The following is a 24,154-nucleotide window of genomic DNA, read 5'->3' on the forward strand; positions in this document are numbered from 1 at the left end:
CATTTTTACTTACATTGCCAAGCATTACACTCCCTGTCAGTGAAATGTTTTCCGCCCCCTGGCGCGGAGGGCATCATAGACTTTAACTCTGACAGGTGCCGCGAAAGATGAGCAATATCCTGATTATCAATGCTAAAAAACAGTTCGGCCATTCCAACGGCGAACTCAACCAAACCATGAGCGACGTGGCGGAAACCTATCTGCGCGATGTGCAACACCAGGTACAGGTTACCGTGGTCGATGACGGTTACGATATCGAAGCCGAAGTGCAAAAATATCTGTGGGCCGACGTGGTGGTTTATCAGATGCCAGGCTGGTGGATGGGCGAGCCGTGGATCCTGAAAAAATACATCGATGAAGTGTTCACCGCCGGGCATGGCAGCCTGTATGCCAGCGATGGTCGCACCCGCTCGGACGCGGGTAAGAAATACGGTTCCGGTGGCCTGATCCAGGGTAAAAAGTACATGCTGAGCCTGACCTGGAACGCCCCGCTGGAAGCCTTTACCGACCCGGAACAGTTCTTCCACGGCGTCGGCGTTGACGGCGTGTATCTGCACTTCCACAAGGCCAATGAGTTTCTGGGCATGGAAGCGCTGCCGACCTTTATCTGTAATGACGTGATTAAACAACCGGATATCGACAGCGACATCGCACGTTATCGCGAGCATCTGGCCGAAATTTTTGCTTAACTGGCACTATGCACGTCAATCAATGAGGTAGTGATGATCACCGTAATTGCAGAAATCAAAACCAAACCGGGCCACCGTGAAACGGTCCTGAAGGCGATTGAGAAACTGATCCCGCTGGTGCTGGCAGAAGACGGCTGTAGCGAATATACGCCGATGATCGACAGCCACACCCAGGCACCCTGGCAAAAACTGTCGCCGGACTCGGTGTTTATGCTGGAAAAATGGGCCAGCCAGGCGCACCTGGAAAAACATCTGGATATCGCTCACATGCATCGGCATCGTGACACCATCAAGGACAGCGTACTGGGCGTGACCATTCACGTACTGGGTAACGCACTTTAATGCCCCTGAGGGGCCGCCCTATGGCCCCTATAGCGTCTGCGCGTCAATATGCGCGCTGACGTAGTCCAGGAAACAGGTAATACGCGCCGCCAGCTGGGTATTGCGGTAATAGACCGCATTAATCGGCTGGCGCACATCCAACGTCTCCTGCTCCAGCAACGGTACCAGCCGCCCGCTACGCTGATCGTCACGGGTCATAAAATCAGCCAGTTGCACAATCCCTTCACCCCGCAACGCCAACTGCCGCAACGTTTCGCCGCTGGATGCCGAAATAGTCGGCGTGATAGCAAAGTGCTGTGCCTGCTGATAACGCAGCGGCCACAGATTGAGTGACTCCGGTTGGGTGAAGCCCAGCAGGCTGTGATCTCGCAGCGCTTCGACGCTGGCCGGTGTACCGTAACGTGCGAGGTAATCCGGGCTGGCGAGAATACGTAAACGGCTGGCACCCAGCAGGCGTGCATGAATGGTCGAATCCCGCAGCGCGCCGATGCGAATGGCAATATCGGTGCGTTTCTCCAGCAGATCGATGATCAGGTTATCGGTATTCAGTTCCAGCTCAATTTGCGGGTAGCTTTGGCGAAAGCCCGCCACCAGCGGCACAATCACGTGTTCCATAAAGGGGGCGGCGGCATTGACCCGCAGCCTGCCGGCCGGGATCAGCCTGCGCAGCGCCATCTGCTCTTCAGCATTCTCCACCGAGTTGATAATTTCACGCGCATGGCCGAGAAAACTTTGGCCTTCTTCGGTCAGCTCCAACCGGCGCGTGGTGCGGCGCATCAGGGTCGTATCGAGCTTTTTTTCCAACCGACTGAGGGCACGGCTGATGCCGGAGGTGGTCTGGCCAAGCTGTTCGGCGGCGGCAGTAATGGAGCCGCTATCAACAACGGTGGTAAACGCCAGTAACTCTTCGAGGGTGATTTTCATGGATTCCGCCCAGTGTGGTCGGGTGCCGCACGCGGTCCCCCTGCGGGAAGAAGACCCGGCGGGGAAGCCGGGTCAGTCAGTCTTTCGCCTGGTCTGTCAGGCAGACAGCTCGGCCATATCGCCTTTGTCCTGCAGCCAGTTGCGGCGATCTTCCGAACGCTTCTTGGCCAGCAACATGTCCATCATCGCCAGCGTCTGATCCACGTCTTCATCGCTCACCGTCAACTGCACCAGACGACGGGTATTGGGGTCGAGCGTGGTTTCACGCAGCTGTGGCGGGTTCATCTCACCCAGCCCTTTAAAGCGCTGAACGTTAGGCTTGCCCTTTTTGCGCTTCAACTGTTCCAGAACGCCGGCCTTTTCTTCTTCATCCAGCGCATAGAACACCTCTTTGCCGAGGTCGATACGGTACAGAGGCGGCATCGCCACATAGACGTGGCCACCCTTCACCAGCGAACGGAAGTGGCGCACAAACAGCGCGCACAGCAGCGTGGCAATGTGCAGGCCGTCTGAGTCCGCATCCGCCAGGATACAAATTTTGCCATAGCGCAATTGGCTGAGATCTTCGCTGTCCGGATCAATACCGATCGCCACCGAGATGTCATGCACTTCCTGCGAAGCCAGCACTTCGTCCGAAGACACTTCCCAGGTATTGAGGATTTTACCTTTCAGCGGCATGATCGCCTGATATTCGCGATCGCGCGCCTGCTTGGCTGAACCGCCCGCCGAGTCCCCTTCCACCAGGAACAACTCGGTCATGTTCAGGTCCTGCGAGGTGCAGTCGGCCAGTTTACCCGGCAGTGCCGGACCGCTGGTCAGCTTCTTGCGCACCACTTTTTTGGCGGCACGCAGACGGCGTTGGGCGCTGGAAATAGCCAACTCGGCCAGCTGTTCCGCCGCCTGTATGTTCTGGTTCAGCCACAGGCTGAAGGCGTCTTTCACCACGCCGGAGACGAAGGCCGCACACTGACGCGACGACAGACGCTCTTTGGTCTGCCCGGCGAACTGCGGATCCTGCATCTTCACCGACAGCACGTAGGCGCAACGGTCCCAGATATCCTCAGCGGAAAGCTTCACGCCGCGCGGCAGAATATTGCGGAATTCGCAGAACTCGCGCATCGCATCCAGCAACCCCTGACGCAGGCCGTTAACGTGGGTGCCGCCCTGCATGGTCGGGATCAGGTTCACGTAGCTTTCGGTCAGCAGTTCACCGCCTTCCGGCAGCCACAGCAGTGCCCAGTCTACCGCTTCGGTGTCACCGGCAAAGTTGCCGACAAACGCCGCTTCCGGCAGGGTAATCAGGCCGTTAACCGCTTCCATCAGGTAATCGGTCAGGCCGTCCTGATAGCACCAGCGTTGCTCGGTATTGTTCAGCTTGTCGATGAAGTAGATTTCTACTCCAGGACAGAGTACCGCTTTGGCTTTCAGCAGGTGGCTGAGACGCGAAACCGAGAAACGTGGGCTGTCGAAGAACTTCTCGTCAGGCCAGAAGTGGATGCTGGTGCCGGTATTGCGTTTGCCGCAGCTGCCGGTCACCGCCAAATCCTGCACCTTGTCGCCGTTTTCGAAGGCAATGCTGTAGACATTACCGTCGCGCTTGACGTTGACTTCCACCCGGGTCGACAGGGCGTTAACCACCGAAATCCCCACGCCGTGCAGGCCGCCGGAGAACTGGTAGTTTTTATTGGAGAATTTACCGCCCGCGTGCAGACGACACATGATCAACTCAACCGCAGGAACGCCTTCTTCAGGATGGATATCCACCGGCATACCGCGGCCGTCATCGATCACTTCCAGTGACTGATCGGCGTGCAGAATCACGTCGATGCGCTTGGCGTGACCGGCCAACGCTTCATCGACGCTGTTATCTATCACCTCTTGGCCGAGGTGATTGGGGCGCGTCGTGTCGGTATACATGCCGGGACGACGGCGCACTGGTTCTAGACCGCTGAGTACTTCAATGGCATCAGCGTTATAGCTGGATTGAGTCATCGTTGAATTTTTCGTGGTTAAAGGAAGGAACCGGAACCGCCTGCTCAGACAGCGTTGAGCCCTAAAAAATCCACAATCTGGGGGAAGTAGTGCTCGAAACCGACGAAAGCGTGGTTTCCACCCGATTCCACCGTCTGACGGCACGCAGTGTAATAGGCCACCGCTTGCCCATAATCGAGAATTTCATCGCCCGTTTGTTGCAGCAACCAGATTAAATCCGGTGACTCCAAGGGATCGATCTGCATCGTTTTCAGATCGTAAACGTGTCGAGACTCTAACACATATTGCTGGCCGGTGTAGGGGTTCTCGTTTTTGCCGAGGTAGTCAATCAGCAGCTCAAACGGCTTCACAGCAGGGTTAACCACTACCGCCGGCAGTGAAAAACACTGTGAAAGCCAGGTTGCGTAGTACCCGCCCAGTGAGGAACCGACCAGGCCTATCGTCTGCCCGGCGCGCTCCATCACCATGTTCTCGATCATCTCGGCAGCCTCCGCCGGGAAAACCGGCAGCTGCGGCACTAATACCTCAATATGCGGATGATGTTCGGCCAGCCACGCCTTGAAAGACGTTGCCTTGGCCGAAAACGGCGAACTGTTAAAACCGTGCAGATAGAGCAGTGTCGAAGGCATCAGTACCCTTCCGAATCCATGTCGGGGCGGAAATCGTCGTTTTCCAAGCGGAAAACCTGCGTTTCGACGCGGCCGTCCGGCAGTAAATCAATATAACGCCAGCCGGGTGAAACCTCGTCGATGGTGAAATTGGTGCAGTGCGGCTTGAACTGCACGCAGGTGGACGGCGAGGCCAGCAGGCGCCTGCCCTGCCACTCCAGATCCAGCTCCTGGTGAATATGCCCGCACAGCAGGGTATTCACTTTCGGGTAACGCAGCAGCACCGCACCCAGCATATGCGGGTTGCGCAGGCTGTGCTGATCGAGCCAAGTGCAGCCGGAAGGCAGCGGATGATGATGCAACAGCATTAAGGTATAGCGCTCGGGATAGGCTTGCAGGCAGCGCTCCATCCACTCGAGCTGATAGTCGCTCAACTCGCCGTAGGGCACGCCGAACACCTGGCTATCGAGCAACAGCACCTGCCAGTGGTCGCCCACCAGTACCTGTTTTGACGGGGCAATCCCGGCGTCGGCCAGTGCGTCGACCATCGCCGGCTGAAAATCATGGTTGCCCGGCAGCCAAACGCAAGGCGCCGGCAGTCGTGCAATACCTTCGGCAAAGTGCCGATAGGCAGCCAATGAATGATCCTGAGCCAAATCACCGGTGGCGACGACCAGATCAAAATCACGCTGCTGCGCCAGGATAGCGTCCAACACCGCGTGATAGCTGCGATAGGTATTAATGCCAAGCAAAGTCTCATTTTCGCCGGCAAAAAGGTGGGTATCTGTTATTTGCAGGATCCTGACCCTGGCCCCACTTGCCACGGTCGGTTTAAACAGGCTTTCCAAATGGTGTCCTTTGTTATCTCAGTCTGTTTAACAAACCGGAACCGCCATCGCTCCATGCGCCAAACAGTAGCGCAACCAATCAGCAAGAAACTGGTTAATTTGATGCTTTTCGTCGCGTTGATGCAACTTTTTGTTGGGATAATCATAACGCGCTTTAAAGCGATAGATCTGCTGACTTGAACACACTTCCGCAACCATCGCGTCATGATACAGCCTCACCGTCATGGCTGGCAGGCTCCAGTAGCTGACCGCCGGGGCGGTCTGTTCAATTTGCACCAGCGAGGTATAGCGGGTGGATTCAATAATGGTCAGACGATAACTGGCGCCGCTCACCTGATAAGTCACCGTTTCACCCACTTCGTCATTGCGCGGCAACAAGCGGCGCAATTGCGCGAAGTTGGTTTCGCACAATCTCATCATTTCGGGGAAATCAGGGGTATAGCGCTGTTTCATTAATTGGCCCACTCTTTTCTTAACGATTCATGGTGCAACGCCAGCCACTGCAATGCAATCACTGATGCCGCGTTATCAATCGCGCCCTCTTCAACCCAGCGGTAAGCCTGTTCGCGGCTGACCACATGGACACGGATATCTTCATGCTCTTCTTCCAGTCCATGGATGCCAACTGCGGTAGTCGCGTCCACTTCGCCCACCATAATCGACAGGCGCTCGCTGGTACCACCGGGGCTGGCCAGGTAGCTCAGCACCGGCTTGCACCGCCCGACATCGACGCCGGCCTCTTCCTGCGCTTCACGGCGGCACACGTCTTCAACGCTTTCGCCGGTTTCGATCATACCCGCCACCATTTCCAGTAGCCAGGGTGAGTTACTGGTATCGACCGCGGCGATCCGCAGTTGTTCAATCAGCACCACCTCGTCACGCACCGGGTCATAGGGAAGTAACACCGCGGCATGCCCACGCTCAAAAATTTCACGTTTAATTTCTGGGCTCATGTCACCGTTGAACAGGCGGTGGCGGAAACGATATAAATTGAGTGAAAAAAAACCACGGTAAAGCGTCTCCCGTGCAATAATTTCTACATCATTTTCATCAAGAGTAACGGGCGACGGAAGCGAGTGGCTCATAAGTGAATTCTCCTGCATGAGTATGCCGATAAAATAAACAGTTTTGATGACAGAAACGGCGGGATAATCTTCCGCGGCTTTATGATAGATTGTGAGCCATGATATCAGGTGTGACGTGTGCGACCAGTTGAACTAATGTAAACAGGCGGCCTGAAAGGTAAAAGTTACGCGAGATGGCACATTCAGCCACCTTAGGCGTACAACAGACTCTGCTAGAATCGGCAACTATTTCGTCTATCGTCAGCTAACTCCGCAATATTGCTGCACAACAAGGAATGCAAATGAAGAAACTGCTCCCCCTTCTTATCGGACTGAGCCTGGGCGGCTTCAGTGCAATGAGCCAGGCAGAGAACCTGCTGCAGGTCTACAAACAGGCCAGGGAAAGTAACCCGGATCTGCGCAAAACCGCCGCTGACCGTGACGCCGCATTCGAAAAAATCAACGAAGCACGCAGCCCGTTGCTGCCGCAGTTGGGTTTGAGCGCCGGTTACACTTACACCAATGGCTACCGTGACAGCAAAGATGCCAACAGCGATGCCACCAGTGGCTCCCTGGCGTTGACCCAGACTATCTTCGACATGTCCAAATGGCGTGCGCTGACGCTGCAGGAAAAAACCGCCGGCATTTCCGACGTGACTTTCCAAACCTCGTCACAGCAGCTGATCCTCGATACCGCTACCGCCTATTTTAACGTGCTGAGCGCCATCGATACGCTGTCCTACACCCAGGCGAACAAGCAAGCGGTTTACCGCACCCTGGACCAGACCACCCAACGCTTTAACGTGGGCCTGGTCGCGATCACCGACGTGCAGAACGCTCGTTCGTCCTACGATACCGTGCTGGCGGCCGAAGTCACCGCCCGTAACAACCTGGACAACGCGCTGGAAAAACTGCGCCAGGTCACCGGCACCTTCTATCCGGAACTGGCCTCGTTGAATACCGACCGTTTCAACACCAAACGCCCGGATGCAGTCAATAATCTGCTGAAAGAAGCCGAAAGCCGTAACCTGAGCCTGTTGTCCGCTCGCCTGAGCCAGGATCTGGCCCGTGAGCAGATCCGTTCCGCACAGACCGGTTATATGCCTACCGTTGATTTCAGCGCATCCACCGCGGTGAGCAATACTAATTACAGCGGTTCTCGCAACGTGAACAACGACGCTGATATTGGTCAGAACAAAGTGGGCCTGAGCTTTAACTTGCCGTTGTACAGCGGCGGCCAGACCAACTCGCAGGTGCAGCAGGCGCAGTACAACTTCGTTGGCGCCAGTGAGCAACTGGAAAGCGCCCACCGCAGCGTAGTGCAGACCGTGCGTTCTTCGTTCAATAACGTAAATGCCTCGATCAGCAGCATCAACGCCTATCAACAAGCGGTAGTGTCTGCTCAGAGTTCATTGGATGCGACCGAGGCCGGTTACCAGGTAGGTACCCGTACCATCGTCGACGTGCTGGATGCGACCAGTACGCTGTATAACGCCAAGCAACAGCTCTCCAGCGCGCGTTATACCTACCTGATCAACCAACTGAACATCAAGTCGGCACTCGGTACCCTGAACGAGAACGATCTGATGATGCTGAATGGCGCATTGGGTAAACCGATTTCTACTTCGCAAGACGTGGTAGCGCCACCGACTACCGCACAGGACGCTTACGCTGAAGGCTATAACGGCAACGCCCCTGCGCCACAAACTGCAGCACCGGTTGCCACCCGCGCCTCCGCGCCGGCGGCCACCACCAGCCAGCCTGCACGCACCAGCGGTAATCCATTCCGTAATTGATTGCCGTACTGCGCTGAATACGGGGTCCGGCATCTGCCGCACCCCGTTTTTTTTGCCTGCTCATCGGTTCTGCCCACCGCCTCACAGCCGTTCCCCCACCCTGGGGTGGTATCATCCAGGTTATCGCTTTATCTCGTCTGGACGGGATCCAATGGAAAACACCTCAAGCTGGCAACGCCTGATCGAAGGCAACCTGCCACCCGAACAACGTCCTGCGCCGGCAATCTATGCTTCCTGGCTACGCTGCCGCAGCCTGATGCAGCCCGCGGTGTGGAAAGCCCCCCACTGCGCACTCGGCGCTACCTTTAACTCCATCTGCCAGCGTAAGAACGATCTGCTGACGCTCGGCCAGGCGGCGCTGGAAGACGCTTGCGAGTACATGGAACAACGGCGCTGCCTGCTGATGATCCTCGACGAAAGCGGCTGCATGCTGTGGCTGTGTGGCGATGCCCCAACGCGCGAACGTCTGCAACAGTTGGGTTTTATGCCTGGCGCTTATTGGGCCGAAGGTGACATCGGCACCAATGCACCGTCACTGGCGGTGGCGGAGGGCCACCCAATGCAGGTCCGCGGCAGCGAACATGTGCGCCAGGCGCTGCACGACTGGTCATTCTGCGCCACGCCGGTCTATGACAACAGTGGCCGCCAACGCGGCTCGATCGCATTAGGCTGCCTGCTTGCCGACTGTGCCGCCGGTGATTTGTCACTGACGCTGGCGCTGGCACGTGAGATCGGTAATTCAATCAACGCCGACAGCCTGCTGGCGGAATCCAACCGCCATCTGAATCAGCTATACGGCCTGCTCGACGGAGTGGATGACGGCGTCATGGCCTGGGACCATCGCGGTTACCTGCAGTACATCAATCAGCGTGCCGCTTCCTTGCTCAAGCTGGATGAACAACAAAGTCAGGGCAAGCCCCTGAGCCAGTTACTGACGCTGCCCGCCCTGCTCAACCGGGCCATCGCCCAGCGGCAGCCACTGCAACATGTTGAGGTGACCTTCGAAAGCCAGCGGCAGTTTATTGCGGCGCTGTTAACCCTCAAACCGATCTTCGACGGTGAGCGCTGCAGCTTTATTGCCCTGCTCCATCCGCTCGAACGACTGCATCAGTATGTCAGCAGCCAGCTGGGGCGCGTCAGCCACAGTTTTGAACAGATGCCTTCCGCCTCGCTGGAGATGCGGCGGCTGATTCGCTATGGCCAACAGGCGGCAAAGGGCCAGCACCCGATCCTGCTGTGCGGCGAAGAAGGTGTTGGCAAGGAGCTACTCAGCCAGGCGATCCACAACGCCAGTGAGCGCGCCACCGGGCCTTACATCGCCCTCAATTGCCAGCTCTTGCCGGAGGCTCAGGGGCTGCGGGAGCTGCTCGGCAGCGATGCCAACGAGGAAGAGGCGGGCCAGCTCAGCAAGTTTGAACTGGCCAATGGCGGTACGCTGTACCTGGAACAAATAGAGTATTTGCCGGCGGAGATGCAGTCTGCGCTGCTGCAGGTGCTGAAAACCGGCGTAGTCATGCGGCTCAATTCCAATCGGGTGATCCCGGTCGATGTGCGGGTGATCGCCAGCAGTGCCGCCGATCTGCCGCTGTTGGTGCAACAGAATCGCTTTCGCCGCCAACTGTTCTACAGCCTGCAGGCGTTCGAGATCCAAATCCCGGCGCTGCGCCAACGGCTGAGTGATATTCCGCTGCTGGTGAAGCACCACCTGCGCACGCTGGAACAGCATTTCCAGTGCCGTTTTCGGGTGGATGACGAAGTGATGGTCCAGCTCGGTCTGTATCTGTGGCCCGGCAACGATCTGGAGCTGAAGGGAGTGGTGGAGCGCACCGCGATGATGTGCCACGGCCACCATCTGCAACTGGCGGACTTGCCCGAGCACTTGCTCAGCCACCAGCCACTGCTGGAAAGTGAACCGCAGCCGGGCATACCGCTATTAACACTGGCGGAGATGGAACGTCAGGCGATCATTCACGCGGCTAACGTCAGCCGCGGGCAATTGAACGAAATGGCGCAGCTGCTGGGCATTGGTCGCACCACGCTGTGGCGAAAAATCAAACAGTATCAGATTGATATTCGCCAGTTTAAGCTGCGCGCCTGAGGGCACGCCGTCAGTGGCTGAGTTGCAACACACCGCGCGCCGCATCCAGCATCGCTTTCTGGCCATTGCGGGTTTTGCTGATGCAATCGTTCATGCCCACCACCATCGGCATGCCCATCGCCTTCGCCAAAATGGCGCTGTGCGACAGTGCGTTACCGCCGCTTAAGCAGATGCCGAGCACCAGACGACGATCGAGCATCACCACGTCAGACGGCATCAGTTCATCCATCACCAGAATGGACGGCGCGGTTAGCGTAATCACCGGTAACGGCTGCTGTTGCAGATGACTCAGAGTACGACGCAGCATGTCGCGCACGTCCAATTCCCGCGCCCGCATATATTCATCATCCAGTTCACGATACTCCCCGGCAATCGCTTCCATCTCTTGCCGCCATGCCTGCTCGGCGCTGCATTGCTGGCGGGCGATGCGGGTATAGGCCGCCTGCTGCAGATCTGGATCGTCCAGCAGCATGCTGTGGGCGCCGAATATGGCCGCCTGCGGTTTGCCAATCAATGAGCCAGTGCGCTCCGCCAGCCGGTTCAAATCGCTCAGCGTGAGCTGCAACGCCTGGCGTAGCCGCTGTTGTTCGTTCAGCACGTCGTCAGCGCCAATAGTGCGCTCGACCACTGTCGGCCAGAAGCTCAGCGCTTGCCACACCGGGCCACTGGTCACGCTCTCCGCTACCGGAATACCGTGCAGCGACGGCAGGCTCTGCTCGGAGACCGTTTCGCCAAAGTGCTGCTCCGCCAGTGTGCTAAAAGCCGCCAGCGCCTGTTCGGCCTGTGGTCCGTCCGCAATCAGCCGAATGGTGTCGCCGTGGCGCACCTGCAAAAGCGCAATCTGGTTAAGACTGCGCGGATTGGCGCACTGGCCCTGTTTTTCCAACACCAGCTCGGCATCAAAGGGGGCCAGCGCTTCCGCCAGCCGCGCCGCCGGTCGGGCGTGCAGGCCATGCGGGTTCTGCACCGTCCAACTGACGCTTTTCCCCTGTGTCAGCGGCAACTCAACGCTTTGTGCAACCGGCGCGGTGGCTTCCCCCAACTGCGCCTGCTTGGCCTGCAATGCGCCCTGCGCCTCGGCCAGTACCTGTTCCAGCCCGGCTCCGGCATTGGCAGCCACCACCGCGGCCAGCGTCCCTTCAACCAGCGGTGCCGAGCACAGCCGGACTTTGGCGGCCAACGACGGATCCAGCAGATCGATGGCGGTTTCGGCGCTCAGCAGCGCACTGCCCAAATCCATCAGCACCACAATGCCCGCACCGTCAGCCACCGATTCAATCGCCTCCATCACTTTGACAGCGTCGGTGCCTATCGGGTGATCCGCATCATCGACCCCCGCCGCCAGCACCAGTTTGCAGCCATCGCCACGCATCATCTGCAACGCCAGCTCTTCAACCCCGCGCGCCAACAGCGCGCTGTGTGAAACTACAACGATATTGATCATCTCGCCTCCTGCTATTGGCCGGCGACCGCTGCCAACGTTTTCATCATCAGCATCACCGAGGTGGCACCCGGATCCTGATGGCCGATGCTGCGCTCACCCAGGTAACTGGCCCGCCCTTTGCGTGCCTGCATGGTGATGGTGCTTTCAACCGCCTGCTCCGCCCGGTCACTGGCGCGCTGCAAGGCCTCCGCCACGCTTAGCTGCTGCTCGGCCGACTGGCCCAGGCTTTCCACCACCGGCCACCAGACGTCACACATGGTTTTATCACCCGGCTCCGCCTTGCCGCGCATCACCACGCCTTCGACGCCTTCCTGCATCATTTGATGCAGCTCCGCCAGATCCAGGCTCTGCTTGGCATTGGTCGACTGCGCAGCGCGGATGAAGAAGGTGCCGAACAGCGGGCCGCTGGCTCCTCCGACGCTGGACAGCAGCGTCATGCCGGTGTTCTTCAGGATAAAACCGATGTCTTTGTCCGCCACCGAAGGCAGTTTTTCCACTACCTTGTTGAAGCCGCGGTTCATGTTCAGCCCGTGGTCGGAATCACCGATCTCGGTATCCAGCCGGGTTAAAAAATCACGCTGCTGAGTAAATACCTCGCCGCAGCGCATCAGCCAGTCGACCACTTGTTGTTTGGTTAACGCCATGACTCCTCCTCAGCAACCCCAACGCAGCGCAGGCGTTTTCACCGGCGCATCCCACAGGGACAACAGTTCGTCGTCCACTTTCAGCAGCGTGATTGAGACCCCTTGCATATCCAGCGATGTGCAATAGGAGCCCACCAGGCTGCGCTCAACAATCATGCCCGCCTCGGCGCAACGCTCCGCCAATCGGTGATAGACGCCATACAGTTCGGACAGCGGCGTCGCACCCAGGTTGTTTACCAGTGCGATCACCCGGTCACCGCGCGTCAGCGGTTGCTTGGTCTGCACTTCATCGCGCCATTCGCCCTGTTGACGATCCCAGACGCGGATGGTGCGCTGGTAATGACCATGGTCGATCAGGGTATGGAACATGTCGTCCACCGCCGCATTCAGGGTGGTGAACGGGCGCCGCGCAATCCCCGGTTCACCGTGAATACCGACGCCGAATTCCATCTCGTTTTCCGCCAGCACGAATGACGGTTTACCGGCAGCCGGTACGGTACAGGCCCCCAGCGCGATACCGATCGAATGTCCGTGATTATTGATGCTGTGGCCCAGCGTCACGATGCTATCGAGGTCATCGCCACGCGCCGTTGCCGCACCGAGCAGTTTCTCCATCAGTACGGTATTGGCCACCCCGCGTCGCCCGGCGGTGAACAGGCTGTCTTTAACCGCCACGTCATCATCCACCAGCACCGTCGCCACCTGAACACCGCTGTCATGCAGCAGCTCAGTGGCGGTTTCAAAGTTCAGTACGTCGCCGGTGTAGTTTTTAATCAGCAGTAATACCCCGGCGCCGCCGTCGATCGCCTGGCCGCACTCGTACATTTTATCCGGCGTTGGCGAGGTAAAAATTTCCCCCGGGCAGGCGCCGTCGAGCATGCCTTCGCCGACAAAACCGCAGTGCATCGGCTCGTGGCCGCTGCCGCCGCCGGACAGGATCGCCACCTTGCCCGCTACCGGCGCATCGGCGCGGGTGACAAACACCGGCTCCTGATGCACCAACAGCTCAGGATGAGCCTCTGCCAACCCCAGCAGTTGCTCTTCCAGTACCGACTCAACCTTGTTAATCAGTTTTTTCACGGTTATTTCCTCGTTTGGCCAACGGGACGCAGCGTGCTGCGCCCCTGTTCTATCAGCTTGAGTGTTGTTGCAGCCAGGCGTTGCCCAGCCGGTCTGCCGTCAGAATGGCCGCCTGTACGCTGGCAGGCGTGACCTCAAACGGCATATTGTGGATGGTTTCGCCTGCCGCGCAGCTGGCTTCGGCCACCGCCATGATTTTCTCCGCCGGGTCGCCGCTAACGCCCATCTGCGCCAGCGTAATTGGCAGGCCGAGACGCTGACAGAAATCCAGCACCGTTTCGATCTGCGCCATGCTGCTGTTTTGCAGCACCAGCTGTGACAGCGTGCCAAATGCCACCTTTTCGCCGTGATAAAGGTGATGGCACTCTTCCAGCACGGTAAAACCATTGTGAATGGCATGCGCGGCCGCCAGGCCACTGCTTTCGAAACCGATGCCGCTCAGATAGGTATTGGCCTCGATAATGCGCTCGACCGCCTCGGTCACCACGCCGGCCTCGACCGCCAGCTTGGCCTTCACGCCCTCTGCCAGCAGCGTCTCATAGCACAGCCGCGCCAGGCTCAATGCCGCCAGCGTGGACTTGCCGCCCGCCATGCTGGTCGCTTGGGCATCGAAACAGGCCTGTGCTTCAAAATAGGTTGAAAGCGCGTCGCCCATGCCTGCCACCAGCAGCCGCACCGGCGCCTTGGCGATAATCGAGCTGTCCATTATCACCATGTCCGGATTACTGGTGTGGATCAGATATTCGTCAAATTCGCCCTGCTCGGTGTAGATCACCGACAGCGCGCTGGTTGGCGCATCGGTGGAAGCAATGGTCGGGATCAGCACCACTGGCAGATGCTGGTAATGGGCGATGGCCTTGGCGGTGTCCAGCGTTTTACCGCCGCCGACGCCAATCACACCGCGGCAGCCATGGGCCTTCAGTTCCTGGCCCAGCCGGTCGATTTCCTTATGGCAGCATTCGCCGTTGAACACACAGGCGTGATGCTTCACCCCGTGCTGGTGCAGGCTGCCCATCAGGGTATCGCCCGTCAGCTTCATCACGAAGTCGTCGGCGATCACGAAATAATGGTCGGCAAGGGCTTTCGCATATTCGCCCACGGCGGCCAATGCGTTGGCGCCCTGGATGTACTTGCCTGGAGACTGGATGATTCTCAACATAACCGGATCCTTGTAGGGAAATTGGCGATGGTAACGTTCAGATATCAGGTGATAGTGCGTCGGTCTTGTGCCGTCGCGTTGTTATGGACTGACTATAGGGCTTGTCGAAGGCTTTGCGACCTCCGGTATTTTCGTTTCATTATGGAACATTACTTTACCCATGACGTTTCATAATGAAACTCTGACGAGGCTTTTTTAGCCGGTAAAGCGAACTGGCGCACAACCCAACGTATAGCTGCGTAAAGAGTGGATTCCTTAAGTATTTCAGCTTTAATTTTGACCATCTTTACCCTATCCTTACCGCCATTACTGGGAATGGGCGAATACAGCCCGACTGATGGGATGAATAACGATGAAACGGACAAAAAACATCAACCGAGAGACGTTCCGCAAATCCTGGCGCGACTACCGCGTTGCGCCCGTAGCTTTGGCGATCAGCGCAGTCTTTATGCTGGCCGGCTGCGAGAAGAGCGATGAAACGGTCTCTATGTATCAAAATGCCGACGACTGTTCGCGCACCAACCCTTCGATGAGCGAGCAGTGCACCACTGCCTATAACAACGCCCTGAAAGAAGCCGAAAAAACCGCGCCGAAATACGCGACTCGCGAAGACTGTGTCGCCGAGTTCGGTGAAGCGCAGTGTACTCAGGCACCGGCTCCGGCACAGGCCGGCATGGCTGCAGAGTCACAGAGCAGCGGCAGCATGTGGATGCCGCTGATGGCGGGTTACATGATGGGCCGCATGATGGGCGGCTCCGGCTTTGCTCAACAGCCGCTGTTCACCTCTAAAAACGCCGCCAGCCCGGCCAACGGTAAATTCGTTGATGCCTCTGGCAAGAGCTACGGCCCGGCCACCGCAGGCGGCCGTACCATGACGGTGCCAAAAACCGCCATGGCCCCGAAACCGGCAGTGACCAATACCGTCACCCGTGGTGGCTTTGGCGAATCCGTCGCCAAGCAGACCAGCATGCAGCGCAGCAGCGCGACCTCCAGCTCACGCAGCATGGGCGGTTAATGCATGAAACGCGTTGCGATCACCGAGCGCCCGGACTGGCGCGAAAAAGCCACCGAATTCGGCTTCCGCTTCCACACCATGTATGGCGAACCCTACTGGTGTGAGGACGCCTATTACCAATTCACGCTGGCGCAGATTGAAGAAATTGAAAACGCCACCGCCGAATTGCACCAGATGTGCCTGCAGGTGGTAGAGAAAGTGGTCAGCAGCGATGCGCTGATGACCAAGTTCCGCATCCCGAAACACACCTGGGAGTTCGTACGCAGCTCATGGCGCACCAGCCAACCGTCACTGTATTCACGTCTTGATCTGGCCTACGACGGTATCAATCCGCCCAAGCTGCTGGAGAACAACGCCGATACCCCGACCTCGCTGTATGAAGCGGCCTTTTTCCAATGGCTGTGGCTGGAAGACCAGATCAACGCCGGCAAGCTCAGCCCGGAGTCCGATCAGTACAATAGCCTGCAGGAAAAACTGATCGAGCGTTTCGCCGATCTGAAAGCACACCATGGTTTCGGCCTGCTGCACCTGGCCTGTTGCCAGGACAGTGAGGAAGATCGCGGTACTGTGCAATACCTGCAAGACTGCGCGCTGGAAGCCGGAGTCCCGACCGAATTCCTGTTTATGGAAGAGATTGGTCTGGGTGAGAAAGGCCAGTTTACCGACCTGCAAAATCAGGTCATCGGTAACCTGTTCAAGCTTTACCCGTGGGAATTCATGCTGCGCGAGATGTTTTCCACCAAGCTGGAAGATGCCGGCGTGCGCTGGCTGGAGCCGGCGTGGAAAAGCATTATCTCCAACAAGGCCCTGCTGCCGATGCTGTGGGAAATGTTCCCGGATCACCCTAATCTGCTGGCGTCATATTTTGCAGAAGACGATCATCCACAGCTCGATCACTACGTCACCAAGCCGCTGTTCTCACGCGAAGGTGCCAATATCCAGATCGTGCAAAACGGTCAGGAAGTGGCACGCGTCGACGGCCCTTACGGCGAAGAAGGCATGATCGTGCAGCAGTTCCACCCACTGCCACAGTTCGAAGGCAGCTATACGCTGATCGGCAGTTGGCTGGTTGACGATCAACCCTGCGGTATCGGTCTGCGTGAAGATCGCGAGCTGATCACCCAGGATCTGTCGCGTTTCTACCCGCACATCATCCTCGGCTAACGAGCAAATTGGTTGATATCAAGCGCGATCATATCGCGCTTTTTTTATACTTTTCGGCTGGTGATTAATCGATTAACCTTTTATACTCAAAGCGTCTGTTCTCCTCGGGCGGAGCAACCAGATATGAAACTGACGTCCATTATTCCACCGCAGATCAACCTGGCGGACGGATGCTTTACTGCACCTGATATTCAACGAAAATCTACCACCCTGGGCAGTCTGACGGGGATCTTTTCCGATCCTGCCGCATGGCGCGCGATGCAGGCAGAATTTGCCGTGTATCAGGTAGAAATGCTGCCTTCCGAGCAACAGGAAGGTGAACTGTTTGTCGGCACCACTCACCTGCAACCTGGCCGGGTGGGCAACGAATTCTTTATGACCCGCGGGCATTTTCATCAGCGCCCCGAACAGGCGGAATTCTATTTTGGTCTGCGTGGCCAGGGTTTGCTGTTGCTGCAACACCGGGACGGTGCTTGCATGCTGGAACAGGTATCCCCCGGCAGCGTGCACCATATCCCTTCCTTTACCGCTCATCGCCTGATCAACACCGGTACTGAGGTACTGTCCGCACTGGCGGTTTGGCCAACGGTGGCTGGACACAACTACGACGCACTACAGCCACAGGGCTTCAAACTGCGGGTGTTTGCCGACGGCAGCGGTTGGAAAGCGGAGGCGCAATATGAGTGATTCGATGCTTAGATTTGGCCTGGATGTCTCCATTAGCGACCATCCGGTGGGGTTTAGCTATGGCGATGACGTGATTGGCCCCTTGCCGGAGATTCGGACGTTAGAACAAATCCGCCGTTCTCTGCGCGACCCTGACTGCAGCGGGCCAGAACAGGTCTATGCCATCGCCATGGACGTCGCCAAACAGCAGCATTTAGCCGAATTAAAAAAACGCATGTTGTTGTTCGGCATTGTCACTTATGCGAAAGGCCAGTTAGGTCAGGAGCCAGTACGCAGTCAGGGTCATGTGCATCGCATCAGTGTACACAGTGGCTGGTCACCGCCGGAGCTGTACGAAATCTGGCAAGGGAAGGCCATTATTTACATGCAAGAAAGGGTTGAGCGTGAGCCGGGACGTTGCTTTGCCGTGCATGCCGGCCCGGGTGAGAAAGTATTGGTACCGCCAGGATGGGCGCACGCCACGATTTCCGCCGATCCTCACCAGCCGCTGACCTTCGCCGCCTGGTGCGATCGTGAATATGGCTTTGAATACGATGCCGTACGTGAATATAAAGGGCTGGCCTGGTACCCGCTGTTGCAGGGCAGCAATATTGTCTGGCAGCAGAATCCACGCTATCAATCCGGCAGGCTGCACGCCATCGGGCCGCGCCAATACCACGAATTCGGTCTGAGCGACGCTCCCTTATACTCGCAGTTTGAAGCTGACCCGGCGCGCTTCCAGTTCATTTCAAAACCCGGCAGCGTAGCAGAAAAATGGCAACGATTTGAGCCGTAAAGACCACTGTCCCACTCAATAACAGGAAATTTCATACCCTATGAATTTCGAGTTGCAGCTAGGCGCCCAGCTCACTCATCCCCAGGCGCTTACTTAAGTAACTGGGGTAACAAATCTGCCGGGAGCAGATTTGAACGCTGCTAGCAGCGGCCCCAAAGGGGTGTGGCCCATGGACGGGCCACATAACTGAGTGCAGGTAACAACGCTGCAACTTGAAAGGCGACGGGTATTAAGAGAATAGACCGCAGGCTACCCCTGCCGCTGCCAATACCAACAACCCCAGCATCGCCTTCACCGGTGACAGTCCGCGCTTGGCCATCAGATACCAGGTCGCCAGCACCACTATCAGCGGCATCAGGTTAGGGAAAATGCCGTCCAGCATTTGCTGCAGATGGATATTCACCCCGTCTTTGGTAACAAACTCCAGCCCAGTCCCCAGTTTGACGTAGCTCGCCGCTACGCCGCCCATGACGAACACTCCCAGCAGAGAAAGTGCCTCTCGCAGCCGTGAGGACTTGCTGCTGACCAGCATCTCCACCGAACCGGAGCCCATATGGTAGCCTTTCATAAACAGCCAGTAAGACCCCGGAATGACGATCAGGCTAAACGCGATGATGTAAAACAGCGGGCCAATCACACTGCCGCCAGCCGCCAGCGCCATGCCGATACTCAATAAAATCGGGATCAACATGCCCGGCACCATCGAGTCTCCGATACCCGCCACCGGCCCCATCAGCCCCACCTTGAGCGTGTTGATGGTTTCCCCGTCGATCGGCTCACCGTTGGCACGTTTTTCTTCCAGCCCAATCACCATACCGTTAACAATCGCGCCCAGCTGTGGCTCGGTATTGTAGAAAGAGGTATGACGGCGAATGGCTTCAATACGCTGCTGTTTATCCTGATACAGTTTTTTCAGCGCCGGCATCATGCTCAGGCAAAAACCGTAAGATTCCAGGCGTTCGAAACTCATCGATGACAGGTTGTACATCATCCAGCTGCGCCAGCAACGACGCAGATCCTGCTTATTCAATTTAGGTGTTGGCGTATCCATCAGAATTCATCCTCATCATCAGCCTGAGGCGTGCCCTGTGCGGCGGCCACCTGCGGCTCTGGCTTATAGTTGTAGTGAATAAGTGCCAGCAGTGCGCCGACAATCACCAGCGCCACCATATTCAGCTTGAGGAAAACGATGCAGATGAACCCCACCAGGAAGTAAATCAGCATGCTGTAGCTTTTAATTATCTGTTTGAGAAGAATAGCGATGCCGACCGCAGGCAGAATACCGCCCACCACGTTCATGGTAGTCAACACCAGCGCCGGCAGGCTGTCCATAAAGGCATTGATATAGCGCGCCCCGAAAAAGACCGCGATGAACGTCGGTATAAACCGCAACAGGAAGTTGGTGACCTGCGGCCAGATGGCGCTATTGAGGTAAATCCCCCGCTCATCGCCGCGCTCGACCGCCAGATCCGCGCGGTGATTCCAGTAAGAGTTGAGCACCATCATGGCGTTGAACAGCACGGTGCCCATGATGCCGATAGTCGCCGCCAGCGCCACCGCCACCTCGGTTCCCTTACCGGAAAGAATGCCCAACGCAATCGCCGGGAACGCCACAAAGTTGAGATCGGCCGGCATCGATCCGCCCGGTGTTACCATGGCGATATACACCGCCTGAACCGCAACACCGATGATAATGCCGGTCTGTACATCGCCGAGGATAGCCCCCACCAGCATGCCGGAGACCAGCGGACGGCTGAGGATATACCAGCCTCCGGTCAGTCCCAGCAGCCAGGGGCTGCTCAGCGCACCGAGATAACAAAGTATCCCGATAAGCGTCGCTTCAAACCACATAGTTCACTCCCGCCGTTCAGGCTTATTTGAGTTTCTTTTTTGCGTCCAGCCAGCTGAAATGGCTGGCGTCTGGGACTAAACGGAATTCGATGGCATGTCCTTGTTCGGCAAGGAAATCGAAGGCCTCTGCCTCTGCCGCGTTCACGGATTGATTGGGGCCGATGGTCACCGTTTCCTTGCGGGCAGACATCGGCCCGACGTTAATTTTCTTGTTACGATTGCTGAGATCGATCCCTGCCTCTATCAACCTGCGCAGCGTGACCGGCGATTTGCCGATCACGAAGTACTGCTTGTCGCTGGCGATCACCTTCGGCAGTTTTTCTATCGCCTGCTGCACGGTAAACAGCCACACTTTCGTGTCCTGCACCGCCCCCTTCATCACCGATGACAGCAACGGGTCTGCCGCCACCTCATCATCGATCGCCACAATACCGTCGCAAGGCAACTCCTTCGCCCAGCGGGTGACCAGTTGACCGTGAATGACCCGGTCGTCGATACGTACAAATGAAATGGCCATCTTCTCTCCTCAGAAATCGTCCAGTTGCGCCGTTACCGCCGGACGGGCAACGGCAATCGCCTCACCCGCCAGCGCTACCAGCTCCTGTGCCACCTGGTGAACGTCCTTTTCTTCCAGCAATTCGGCACTCATCAACAGCATCGGGAAATTCACGCCGGTCACCACGGCCATCGGCACCGGCGTTTGGGGATCAAAAGCGTGGAGGCAGGCCACGTTGTAGGGCGTACCGCACAGCATGTCGCACAGCACCAGCACACCGTCCACACCCGCACTCACCCGCTGCAATTCGTCGGCAAACTCCTGTTTAAAGGCTTCGATACCGGCACCTTCGCTCAGGCCTACATGGCTGGTCCCCGGCAGATCACCGTAAACCATACGTGCGCTGCTCATCAGCGCCTCGGCCAGCGGGCCATGGGAGGTCACTATCACTTTCAACATAATGCTTATCCCCTTACCCAGGCTTTGATGGTGCCCAGGGTCTTGCCCAGGCTGCGACCATGGGGGCTGATACGGTATGGCCCCACGGCGGCCGGTACGATAAAGGTTTCGGCGTAATGCACCACAAAGGGCGCGAAATGGCCCTCAGGGCTTTCAACTACCGCTTCTTCCCCTTCAACCAAATTCAGTACGTTCACCCGGCCTTCGGTATGGTGCAGCACCGGTTCACTGAACCAGTGACGACGGGTTTCGATAAATTCGCGCTCGTGCAAACCGGTTCGCTCTTCCTGCCAGCCAGCCCCTTCGGCAACCTGTTCAATACGGTTCACCAGGTGATCCTTCGCCCAGGTGGTGTCGCACTGCCAGTTGATCACCTGTTCGCCATGCTGCAGATGCACCGGGCGTGGCTGACCATCTAATCCCAGGCGGCCCCAGTCCCACAGTTTGAAGGTGAAAATATACGGCGTCGCGCTGATCTCCAGCACCATGGAGCCGGAGCCGGAACAGTGCACCGTCCCCGCCGGGATCAGGAAATGGTCGTGTTTACGCGCCGGAAAACGATTAACAAAACGCTGGTCATCGAAGGGCTTTTCACCGCTTTGGGCAGCGGCCAGATCGGCCATCATCGCCTGCGGTTCGGTGCCGTTTTTCACTCCCAGGTACACCTCAGCCCCCGGCTCTGCCGCCAGAATGTAATAGCTTTCATCCTGGGTGTAGTGCATGCCGAAATGCTGTTGGATGTATTCCGTCAGCGGGTGCACCTGGAAACTGAGATTTTGCCCACCGACGGTATCGAGCAGGTCAAAGCGGATCGGGAATTCGGCGCCGAAGCGGGCATGCACCTGCTCACCCAGCAAGGGGCGGGGATATAACAGCACCAAATCCTGTGAGGGGATCTCGACCCGAACGTCACCAAAACGCATTAGCAGGCTGTTTTCCTCGGGCACGCAGTCAAAACACCATGCATAGTTGGCTGCCGTCGGGTCGAGATCGAACTGTTGTTTCATCCACTGGCCACCCCAAATGCCAGGGTCAAAAAATGGCACCACGCGGAATGGGCGTTGGGTTGCCTGCTGCAATCCGGCGTGGAAAGCCGTGCCGGTCACCAGCTTGGGTTGACCGGCCTGATTGGTATCCAACACAAAATCGGCACGCTGCAGCAACGGGGTTTTATGACGATCGAAGACTCGCCATTCCACGAAGAATGCCCGTTTGTAACGGCGCAGCACGTCTTCGTCCACATTAGCCACGCCCCAGTTGCCCAGTTCGCCGCGACGGAAACGCTGCTGTATTTCCCAGCGGGCCATATCGGCATACACCAGCACATCGGCTTCGGCGATCAGCGCCGCGCCCGGCCCGTAAACCACCACCAGCCCACTGTCTACGCTCGCAATTTGATCGCGCAACTGCTGGACGCGCTCGGCATCAAAAAACTCGGGCATTTCATGGCACGACAGCACGCCAAAAACACGGTCATCCGTTAAATTGCGCTCAATCATCGCGTGGATGTGCGGCTCATCGTATTTAGCCGACTCGGCGTTGATGCTACTGACCGGTTGCAGAGGATGAATAAAATTCTCGGTTAGCTCTGCCAGGCTCACCCCATGGTAGCAATCCACCACCAACAGGGTTTTGCGCAACCCAAGAGTGGCAATCTTGTGGCTGACGGCGGCGGCCACTGCCTGCCAGCCCTGCCAGGCGGCATGATCAAATCCCTGCACTGCCACTTCCGGAGACTTGTCATAGCTTGTTGATTTATGCTGTTGCTGTGTCATATTCTTCTGCCTATGAACTGAATACATAGAAAAAGATTAATCGATTAACCGAAGACAAAATAGGCTGATTAACGAGATTAACCTCTTACAATCGATAATAACCCCATAAAAAACCAAACTTTCGTGACGCGAATCACGATTTTTCGGCAGGGTTTTACAAAATAAGGTTAATCGTTATACCTTGCTATGACAGTCGGCACCGACAGGAGATGAAATGAGCACAATAACCTTGGCGGACGTCGCCGCACTTGCAAAAGTCTCCACCGCGACGGTATCGATGGTGTTGCGCAATCGAGGCCGCATATCGGATGCCACCCGCAAGCGCGTGCTGAGCGCCATTGATGAGCTGGGCTATGTCTACAATCAGACCGCCGCTAACCTGCGCAATCGCAGCAGCAATCAGGTCGGCCTGCTGCTGCACGACATCACCAATCCGTTTTATGCGGAGATGACCGCCGGGCTGAGCCAGGAAATGGAGCGCCATCAGTTGATGCTGTTTCTGGCCAACAGCGAAGAGTCTGCCGACAGGCAGCAAAAATTTGTCGACTCCCTGTTGCAGAACAATACCAGCGGCATGGTGCTGTGCGCCGCAAGACAAACGCCACCGCTGTTTTTTGAAACGCTGAAGCGCCGCAAGATACCGGCCATTATGGTAGTCCGCCCGGTGGCCGATGCGCACTTTGACTTCGTCGGCACCGATAACTTCCTGGGCACTCAATTGGCGACTCAGCATCTGCTGAATCTGGGGCATCGCCATATCGCCTTTATCGGGGGATCCATCAGCTCCACTACCCGCGCACAACGGCTGGGCGGCTACACCAGCAAGCTGGTAGAGCACAATATCGCGGTCAACGGGGAATGGATTGTGGATAGCGAGGCTAGCCAGAGTTCCGGAGCCATGGCGGCGGAACAGTTACTGAAAGCCCATCCTGAAATCACTGCGGCCTTATGCTATCAGGACATTGTCGCGCTGGGGGTGATGCAAACATTGCGCAAACTCAACCGCCAGATTGGCCGTGATTTTGCGCTAATTGGTTTTGATGATATTACCGAAGCTTCGCTGGTGCAGCCGGGTTTGACCACCGTATCGGTGGCCTCGCGCGAGATTGGCCGTAAGGCCGGGGAACTGTTGTACAGCCGTATTCAGGGTAATGATGAGCCGCCAAAACGTATCATCCTGCCGCCTTCTCTGGTGATCCGCGAGTCCTGCGGTTTTGCCGATAAATCCACGCCAGCCTGAGCTG

Annotated in this window: 24 protein-coding genes; 9 read left to right on the top strand and 15 right to left on the bottom strand. The window is 57.2% G+C overall.

Annotated elements, in window-relative coordinates; genetic code table 11:
- Positions 1-107: 107 nt before the first annotated feature.
- Positions 108-689, top strand: a complete 582-nt coding sequence (locus ACNT1W_RS23025) for an NAD(P)H-dependent oxidoreductase (protein WP_012146959.1) — start codon at positions 108-110, stop codon at positions 687-689.
- Between the two features lie 33 nt (positions 690-722).
- A complete protein-coding gene (locus ACNT1W_RS23030; RefSeq protein ID WP_012146960.1) occupies positions 723-1,031 on the top strand; it encodes a putative quinol monooxygenase in 309 nt (102 codons plus the stop codon).
- Between the two features lie 27 nt (positions 1,032-1,058).
- Here ACNT1W_RS23030 and ACNT1W_RS23035 read toward each other — a convergent pair whose 3' ends face one another.
- The 6 genes from ACNT1W_RS23035 to nudF all read right to left on the bottom strand — a co-directional run bounded on the left by ACNT1W_RS23035 (position 1,059) and on the right by nudF (position 6,488).
- Positions 1,059-1,955, bottom strand: coding sequence for a LysR substrate-binding domain-containing protein (locus tag ACNT1W_RS23035; RefSeq protein ID WP_261099304.1), 897 nt, complete (start codon positions 1,953-1,955; stop codon positions 1,059-1,061).
- 96 nt (positions 1,956-2,051) lie between these two features.
- Positions 2,052-3,947 carry a DNA topoisomerase IV subunit B gene (parE, locus tag ACNT1W_RS23040; protein ID WP_012146962.1) on the bottom strand — a complete coding sequence of 632 codons (1,896 nt, stop codon included), beginning with the start codon at positions 3,945-3,947 and terminating at the stop codon, positions 2,052-2,054.
- 44 nt (positions 3,948-3,991) lie between these two features.
- The gene (gene yqiA, locus ACNT1W_RS23045; protein ID WP_012146963.1) at positions 3,992-4,576 is read right to left on the bottom strand and encodes an esterase YqiA; all 585 of its coding nucleotides are present in this window, start codon (positions 4,574-4,576) and stop codon (positions 3,992-3,994) included.
- Complete coding sequence (gene cpdA, locus ACNT1W_RS23050; RefSeq protein WP_012146964.1) at positions 4,576-5,403, bottom strand: 3',5'-cyclic-AMP phosphodiesterase; 828 nt, start codon at positions 5,401-5,403, stop codon at positions 4,576-4,578. Before cpdA ends, yqiA begins: the two co-directional genes overlap by 1 nt.
- Positions 5,404-5,430: 27 nt before the next feature.
- Positions 5,431-5,856 carry a DUF1249 family protein gene (locus ACNT1W_RS23055; RefSeq protein ID WP_012146965.1) on the bottom strand — a complete coding sequence of 142 codons (426 nt, stop codon included), beginning with the start codon at positions 5,854-5,856 and terminating at the stop codon, positions 5,431-5,433.
- Positions 5,856-6,488 carry an ADP-ribose diphosphatase gene (gene nudF / locus ACNT1W_RS23060; protein ID WP_112364136.1) on the bottom strand — a complete coding sequence of 211 codons (633 nt, stop codon included), beginning with the start codon at positions 6,486-6,488 and terminating at the stop codon, positions 5,856-5,858. The genes ACNT1W_RS23055 and nudF overlap by 1 nt, the downstream gene beginning before the upstream one ends.
- 281 nt (positions 6,489-6,769) lie before the next feature.
- Between nudF and tolC the strand changes: the two genes are divergently transcribed.
- Together tolC and dhaR are read left to right on the top strand one after the other, a co-directional pair.
- Positions 6,770-8,263 carry an outer membrane channel protein TolC gene (gene tolC, locus ACNT1W_RS23065; protein WP_012146967.1) on the top strand — a complete coding sequence of 498 codons (1,494 nt, stop codon included), beginning with the start codon at positions 6,770-6,772 and terminating at the stop codon, positions 8,261-8,263.
- A 151-nt stretch (positions 8,264-8,414) separates the two neighbouring features.
- Positions 8,415-10,361 (top strand): dihydroxyacetone kinase operon transcriptional regulator DhaR, encoded by a 1,947-nt coding sequence (dhaR, locus tag ACNT1W_RS23070; protein WP_261277192.1) that lies wholly within the window; start codon positions 8,415-8,417, stop codon positions 10,359-10,361.
- Positions 10,362-10,371: 10 nt separating this feature from the next.
- Here dhaR and dhaM read toward each other — a convergent pair whose 3' ends face one another.
- The 4 genes from dhaM to ACNT1W_RS23090 are packed head-to-tail and all read right to left on the bottom strand — an operon-like array spanning position 10,372 to position 14,688.
- Complete coding sequence (gene dhaM / locus ACNT1W_RS23075) at positions 10,372-11,805, bottom strand: dihydroxyacetone kinase phosphoryl donor subunit DhaM (RefSeq protein WP_419246187.1); 1,434 nt, start codon at positions 11,803-11,805, stop codon at positions 10,372-10,374.
- A gap of 11 nt (positions 11,806-11,816) precedes the next feature.
- The gene (dhaL, locus tag ACNT1W_RS23080; RefSeq protein WP_012146970.1) at positions 11,817-12,449 is read right to left on the bottom strand and encodes a dihydroxyacetone kinase subunit DhaL; all 633 of its coding nucleotides are present in this window, start codon (positions 12,447-12,449) and stop codon (positions 11,817-11,819) included.
- A gap of 9 nt (positions 12,450-12,458) precedes the next feature.
- The gene (dhaK, locus tag ACNT1W_RS23085) at positions 12,459-13,529 is read right to left on the bottom strand and encodes a dihydroxyacetone kinase subunit DhaK (RefSeq protein WP_012146971.1); all 1,071 of its coding nucleotides are present in this window, start codon (positions 13,527-13,529) and stop codon (positions 12,459-12,461) included.
- A 52-nt stretch (positions 13,530-13,581) separates the two neighbouring features.
- Positions 13,582-14,688 (bottom strand): glycerol dehydrogenase, encoded by a 1,107-nt coding sequence (locus ACNT1W_RS23090; RefSeq protein WP_017894049.1) that lies wholly within the window; start codon positions 14,686-14,688, stop codon positions 13,582-13,584.
- Between the two features lie 352 nt (positions 14,689-15,040).
- Between ACNT1W_RS23090 and ACNT1W_RS23095 the strand changes: the two genes are divergently transcribed.
- The 4 genes from ACNT1W_RS23095 to ACNT1W_RS23110 all read left to right on the top strand — a co-directional run bounded on the left by ACNT1W_RS23095 (position 15,041) and on the right by ACNT1W_RS23110 (position 18,329).
- The gene (locus ACNT1W_RS23095; protein WP_012146973.1) at positions 15,041-15,703 is read left to right on the top strand and encodes a DUF1190 family protein; all 663 of its coding nucleotides are present in this window, start codon (positions 15,041-15,043) and stop codon (positions 15,701-15,703) included.
- 3 nt (positions 15,704-15,706) lie between these two features.
- Complete coding sequence (locus ACNT1W_RS23100) at positions 15,707-16,867, top strand: glutathionylspermidine synthase family protein (protein WP_012146974.1); 1,161 nt, start codon at positions 15,707-15,709, stop codon at positions 16,865-16,867.
- 123 nt (positions 16,868-16,990) lie between these two features.
- Positions 16,991-17,554 carry a glucose-6-phosphate isomerase gene (locus ACNT1W_RS23105; protein WP_419246188.1) on the top strand — a complete coding sequence of 188 codons (564 nt, stop codon included), beginning with the start codon at positions 16,991-16,993 and terminating at the stop codon, positions 17,552-17,554.
- Entirely contained in the window at positions 17,547-18,329 is a 783-nt protein-coding gene (locus ACNT1W_RS23110; protein WP_419246189.1) for a glucose-6-phosphate isomerase family protein, read from the top strand. Before ACNT1W_RS23105 ends, ACNT1W_RS23110 begins: the two co-directional genes overlap by 8 nt.
- 229 nt (positions 18,330-18,558) lie before the next feature.
- Here ACNT1W_RS23110 and ACNT1W_RS23115 read toward each other — a convergent pair whose 3' ends face one another.
- Genes ACNT1W_RS23115 through ACNT1W_RS23135 form a run of 5 tightly spaced genes read right to left on the bottom strand, consistent with a single transcriptional unit; the run spans position 18,559 to position 22,910 of the window.
- Positions 18,559-19,380, bottom strand: coding sequence for a PTS system mannose/fructose/sorbose family transporter subunit IID (locus ACNT1W_RS23115; protein WP_012146977.1), 822 nt, complete (start codon positions 19,378-19,380; stop codon positions 18,559-18,561).
- Complete coding sequence (locus tag ACNT1W_RS23120; RefSeq protein WP_012146978.1) at positions 19,380-20,180, bottom strand: PTS mannose/fructose/sorbose/N-acetylgalactosamine transporter subunit IIC; 801 nt, start codon at positions 20,178-20,180, stop codon at positions 19,380-19,382. Before ACNT1W_RS23120 ends, ACNT1W_RS23115 begins: the two co-directional genes overlap by 1 nt.
- 22 nt (positions 20,181-20,202) lie before the next feature.
- Positions 20,203-20,697, bottom strand: a complete 495-nt coding sequence (locus tag ACNT1W_RS23125; RefSeq protein WP_261421839.1) for a PTS system mannose/fructose/N-acetylgalactosamine-transporter subunit IIB — start codon at positions 20,695-20,697, stop codon at positions 20,203-20,205.
- A gap of 9 nt (positions 20,698-20,706) precedes the next feature.
- Positions 20,707-21,135, bottom strand: coding sequence for a PTS sugar transporter subunit IIA (locus tag ACNT1W_RS23130; protein WP_419246190.1), 429 nt, complete (start codon positions 21,133-21,135; stop codon positions 20,707-20,709).
- Between the two features lie 5 nt (positions 21,136-21,140).
- Positions 21,141-22,910, bottom strand: coding sequence for a class I mannose-6-phosphate isomerase (locus tag ACNT1W_RS23135; protein ID WP_135344876.1), 1,770 nt, complete (start codon positions 22,908-22,910; stop codon positions 21,141-21,143).
- A 214-nt stretch (positions 22,911-23,124) separates the two neighbouring features.
- Between ACNT1W_RS23135 and ACNT1W_RS23140 the strand changes: the two genes are divergently transcribed.
- Positions 23,125-24,150, top strand: coding sequence for a LacI family DNA-binding transcriptional regulator (locus tag ACNT1W_RS23140; protein WP_115183689.1), 1,026 nt, complete (start codon positions 23,125-23,127; stop codon positions 24,148-24,150).
- The last annotated feature ends 4 nt before the right edge of the window (positions 24,151-24,154 follow it).

Source organism: Serratia sp. NFX21, from assembly GCF_048517035.1.
GTDB lineage: Bacteria > Pseudomonadota > Gammaproteobacteria > Enterobacterales > Enterobacteriaceae > Serratia > Serratia quinivorans.

Bases quoted from the DNA above. Each gene is read 5' to 3' on its own strand.
- ACNT1W_RS23120 (WP_012146978.1), bottom strand. From the start codon at position 20,180: ATGTGGTTTGAAGCGACGCTTATCGGGATACTTTGTTATCTCGGTGCG.
- ACNT1W_RS23090 (WP_017894049.1), bottom strand. From the start codon at position 14,688: ATGTTGAGAATCATCCAGTCTCCAGGCAAGTACATCCAGGGCGCCAAC.
- ACNT1W_RS23055 (WP_012146965.1), bottom strand. From the start codon at position 5,856: ATGAAACAGCGCTATACCCCTGATTTCCCCGAAATGATGAGATTGTGC.
- yqiA (WP_012146963.1), bottom strand. From the start codon at position 4,576: ATGCCTTCGACACTGCTCTATCTGCACGGTTTTAACAGTTCGCCGTTT.
- ACNT1W_RS23030 (WP_012146960.1), top strand. From the start codon at position 723: ATGATCACCGTAATTGCAGAAATCAAAACCAAACCGGGCCACCGTGAA.
- dhaM (WP_419246187.1), bottom strand. From the start codon at position 11,805: ATGATCAATATCGTTGTAGTTTCACACAGCGCGCTGTTGGCGCGCGGG.
- ACNT1W_RS23115 (WP_012146977.1), bottom strand. From the start codon at position 19,380: ATGGATACGCCAACACCTAAATTGAATAAGCAGGATCTGCGTCGTTGC.
- ACNT1W_RS23110 (WP_419246189.1), top strand. From the start codon at position 17,547: ATGAGTGATTCGATGCTTAGATTTGGCCTGGATGTCTCCATTAGCGAC.
- tolC (WP_012146967.1), top strand. From the start codon at position 6,770: ATGAAGAAACTGCTCCCCCTTCTTATCGGACTGAGCCTGGGCGGCTTC.
- dhaR (WP_261277192.1), top strand. From the start codon at position 8,415: ATGGAAAACACCTCAAGCTGGCAACGCCTGATCGAAGGCAACCTGCCA.
- ACNT1W_RS23095 (WP_012146973.1), top strand. From the start codon at position 15,041: ATGAAACGGACAAAAAACATCAACCGAGAGACGTTCCGCAAATCCTGG.
- ACNT1W_RS23025 (WP_012146959.1), top strand. From the start codon at position 108: ATGAGCAATATCCTGATTATCAATGCTAAAAAACAGTTCGGCCATTCC.
- ACNT1W_RS23135 (WP_135344876.1), bottom strand. From the start codon at position 22,910: ATGACACAGCAACAGCATAAATCAACAAGCTATGACAAGTCTCCGGAA.
- ACNT1W_RS23130 (WP_419246190.1), bottom strand. From the start codon at position 21,135: ATGTTGAAAGTGATAGTGACCTCCCATGGCCCGCTGGCCGAGGCGCTG.
- dhaL (WP_012146970.1), bottom strand. From the start codon at position 12,449: ATGGCGTTAACCAAACAACAAGTGGTCGACTGGCTGATGCGCTGCGGC.
- ACNT1W_RS23125 (WP_261421839.1), bottom strand. From the start codon at position 20,697: ATGGCCATTTCATTTGTACGTATCGACGACCGGGTCATTCACGGTCAA.
- nudF (WP_112364136.1), bottom strand. From the start codon at position 6,488: ATGAGCCACTCGCTTCCGTCGCCCGTTACTCTTGATGAAAATGATGTA.
- parE (WP_012146962.1), bottom strand. From the start codon at position 3,947: ATGACTCAATCCAGCTATAACGCTGATGCCATTGAAGTACTCAGCGGT.
- ACNT1W_RS23035 (WP_261099304.1), bottom strand. From the start codon at position 1,955: ATGAAAATCACCCTCGAAGAGTTACTGGCGTTTACCACCGTTGTTGAT.
- ACNT1W_RS23140 (WP_115183689.1), top strand. From the start codon at position 23,125: ATGAGCACAATAACCTTGGCGGACGTCGCCGCACTTGCAAAAGTCTCC.
- ACNT1W_RS23105 (WP_419246188.1), top strand. From the start codon at position 16,991: ATGAAACTGACGTCCATTATTCCACCGCAGATCAACCTGGCGGACGGA.
- ACNT1W_RS23100 (WP_012146974.1), top strand. From the start codon at position 15,707: ATGAAACGCGTTGCGATCACCGAGCGCCCGGACTGGCGCGAAAAAGCC.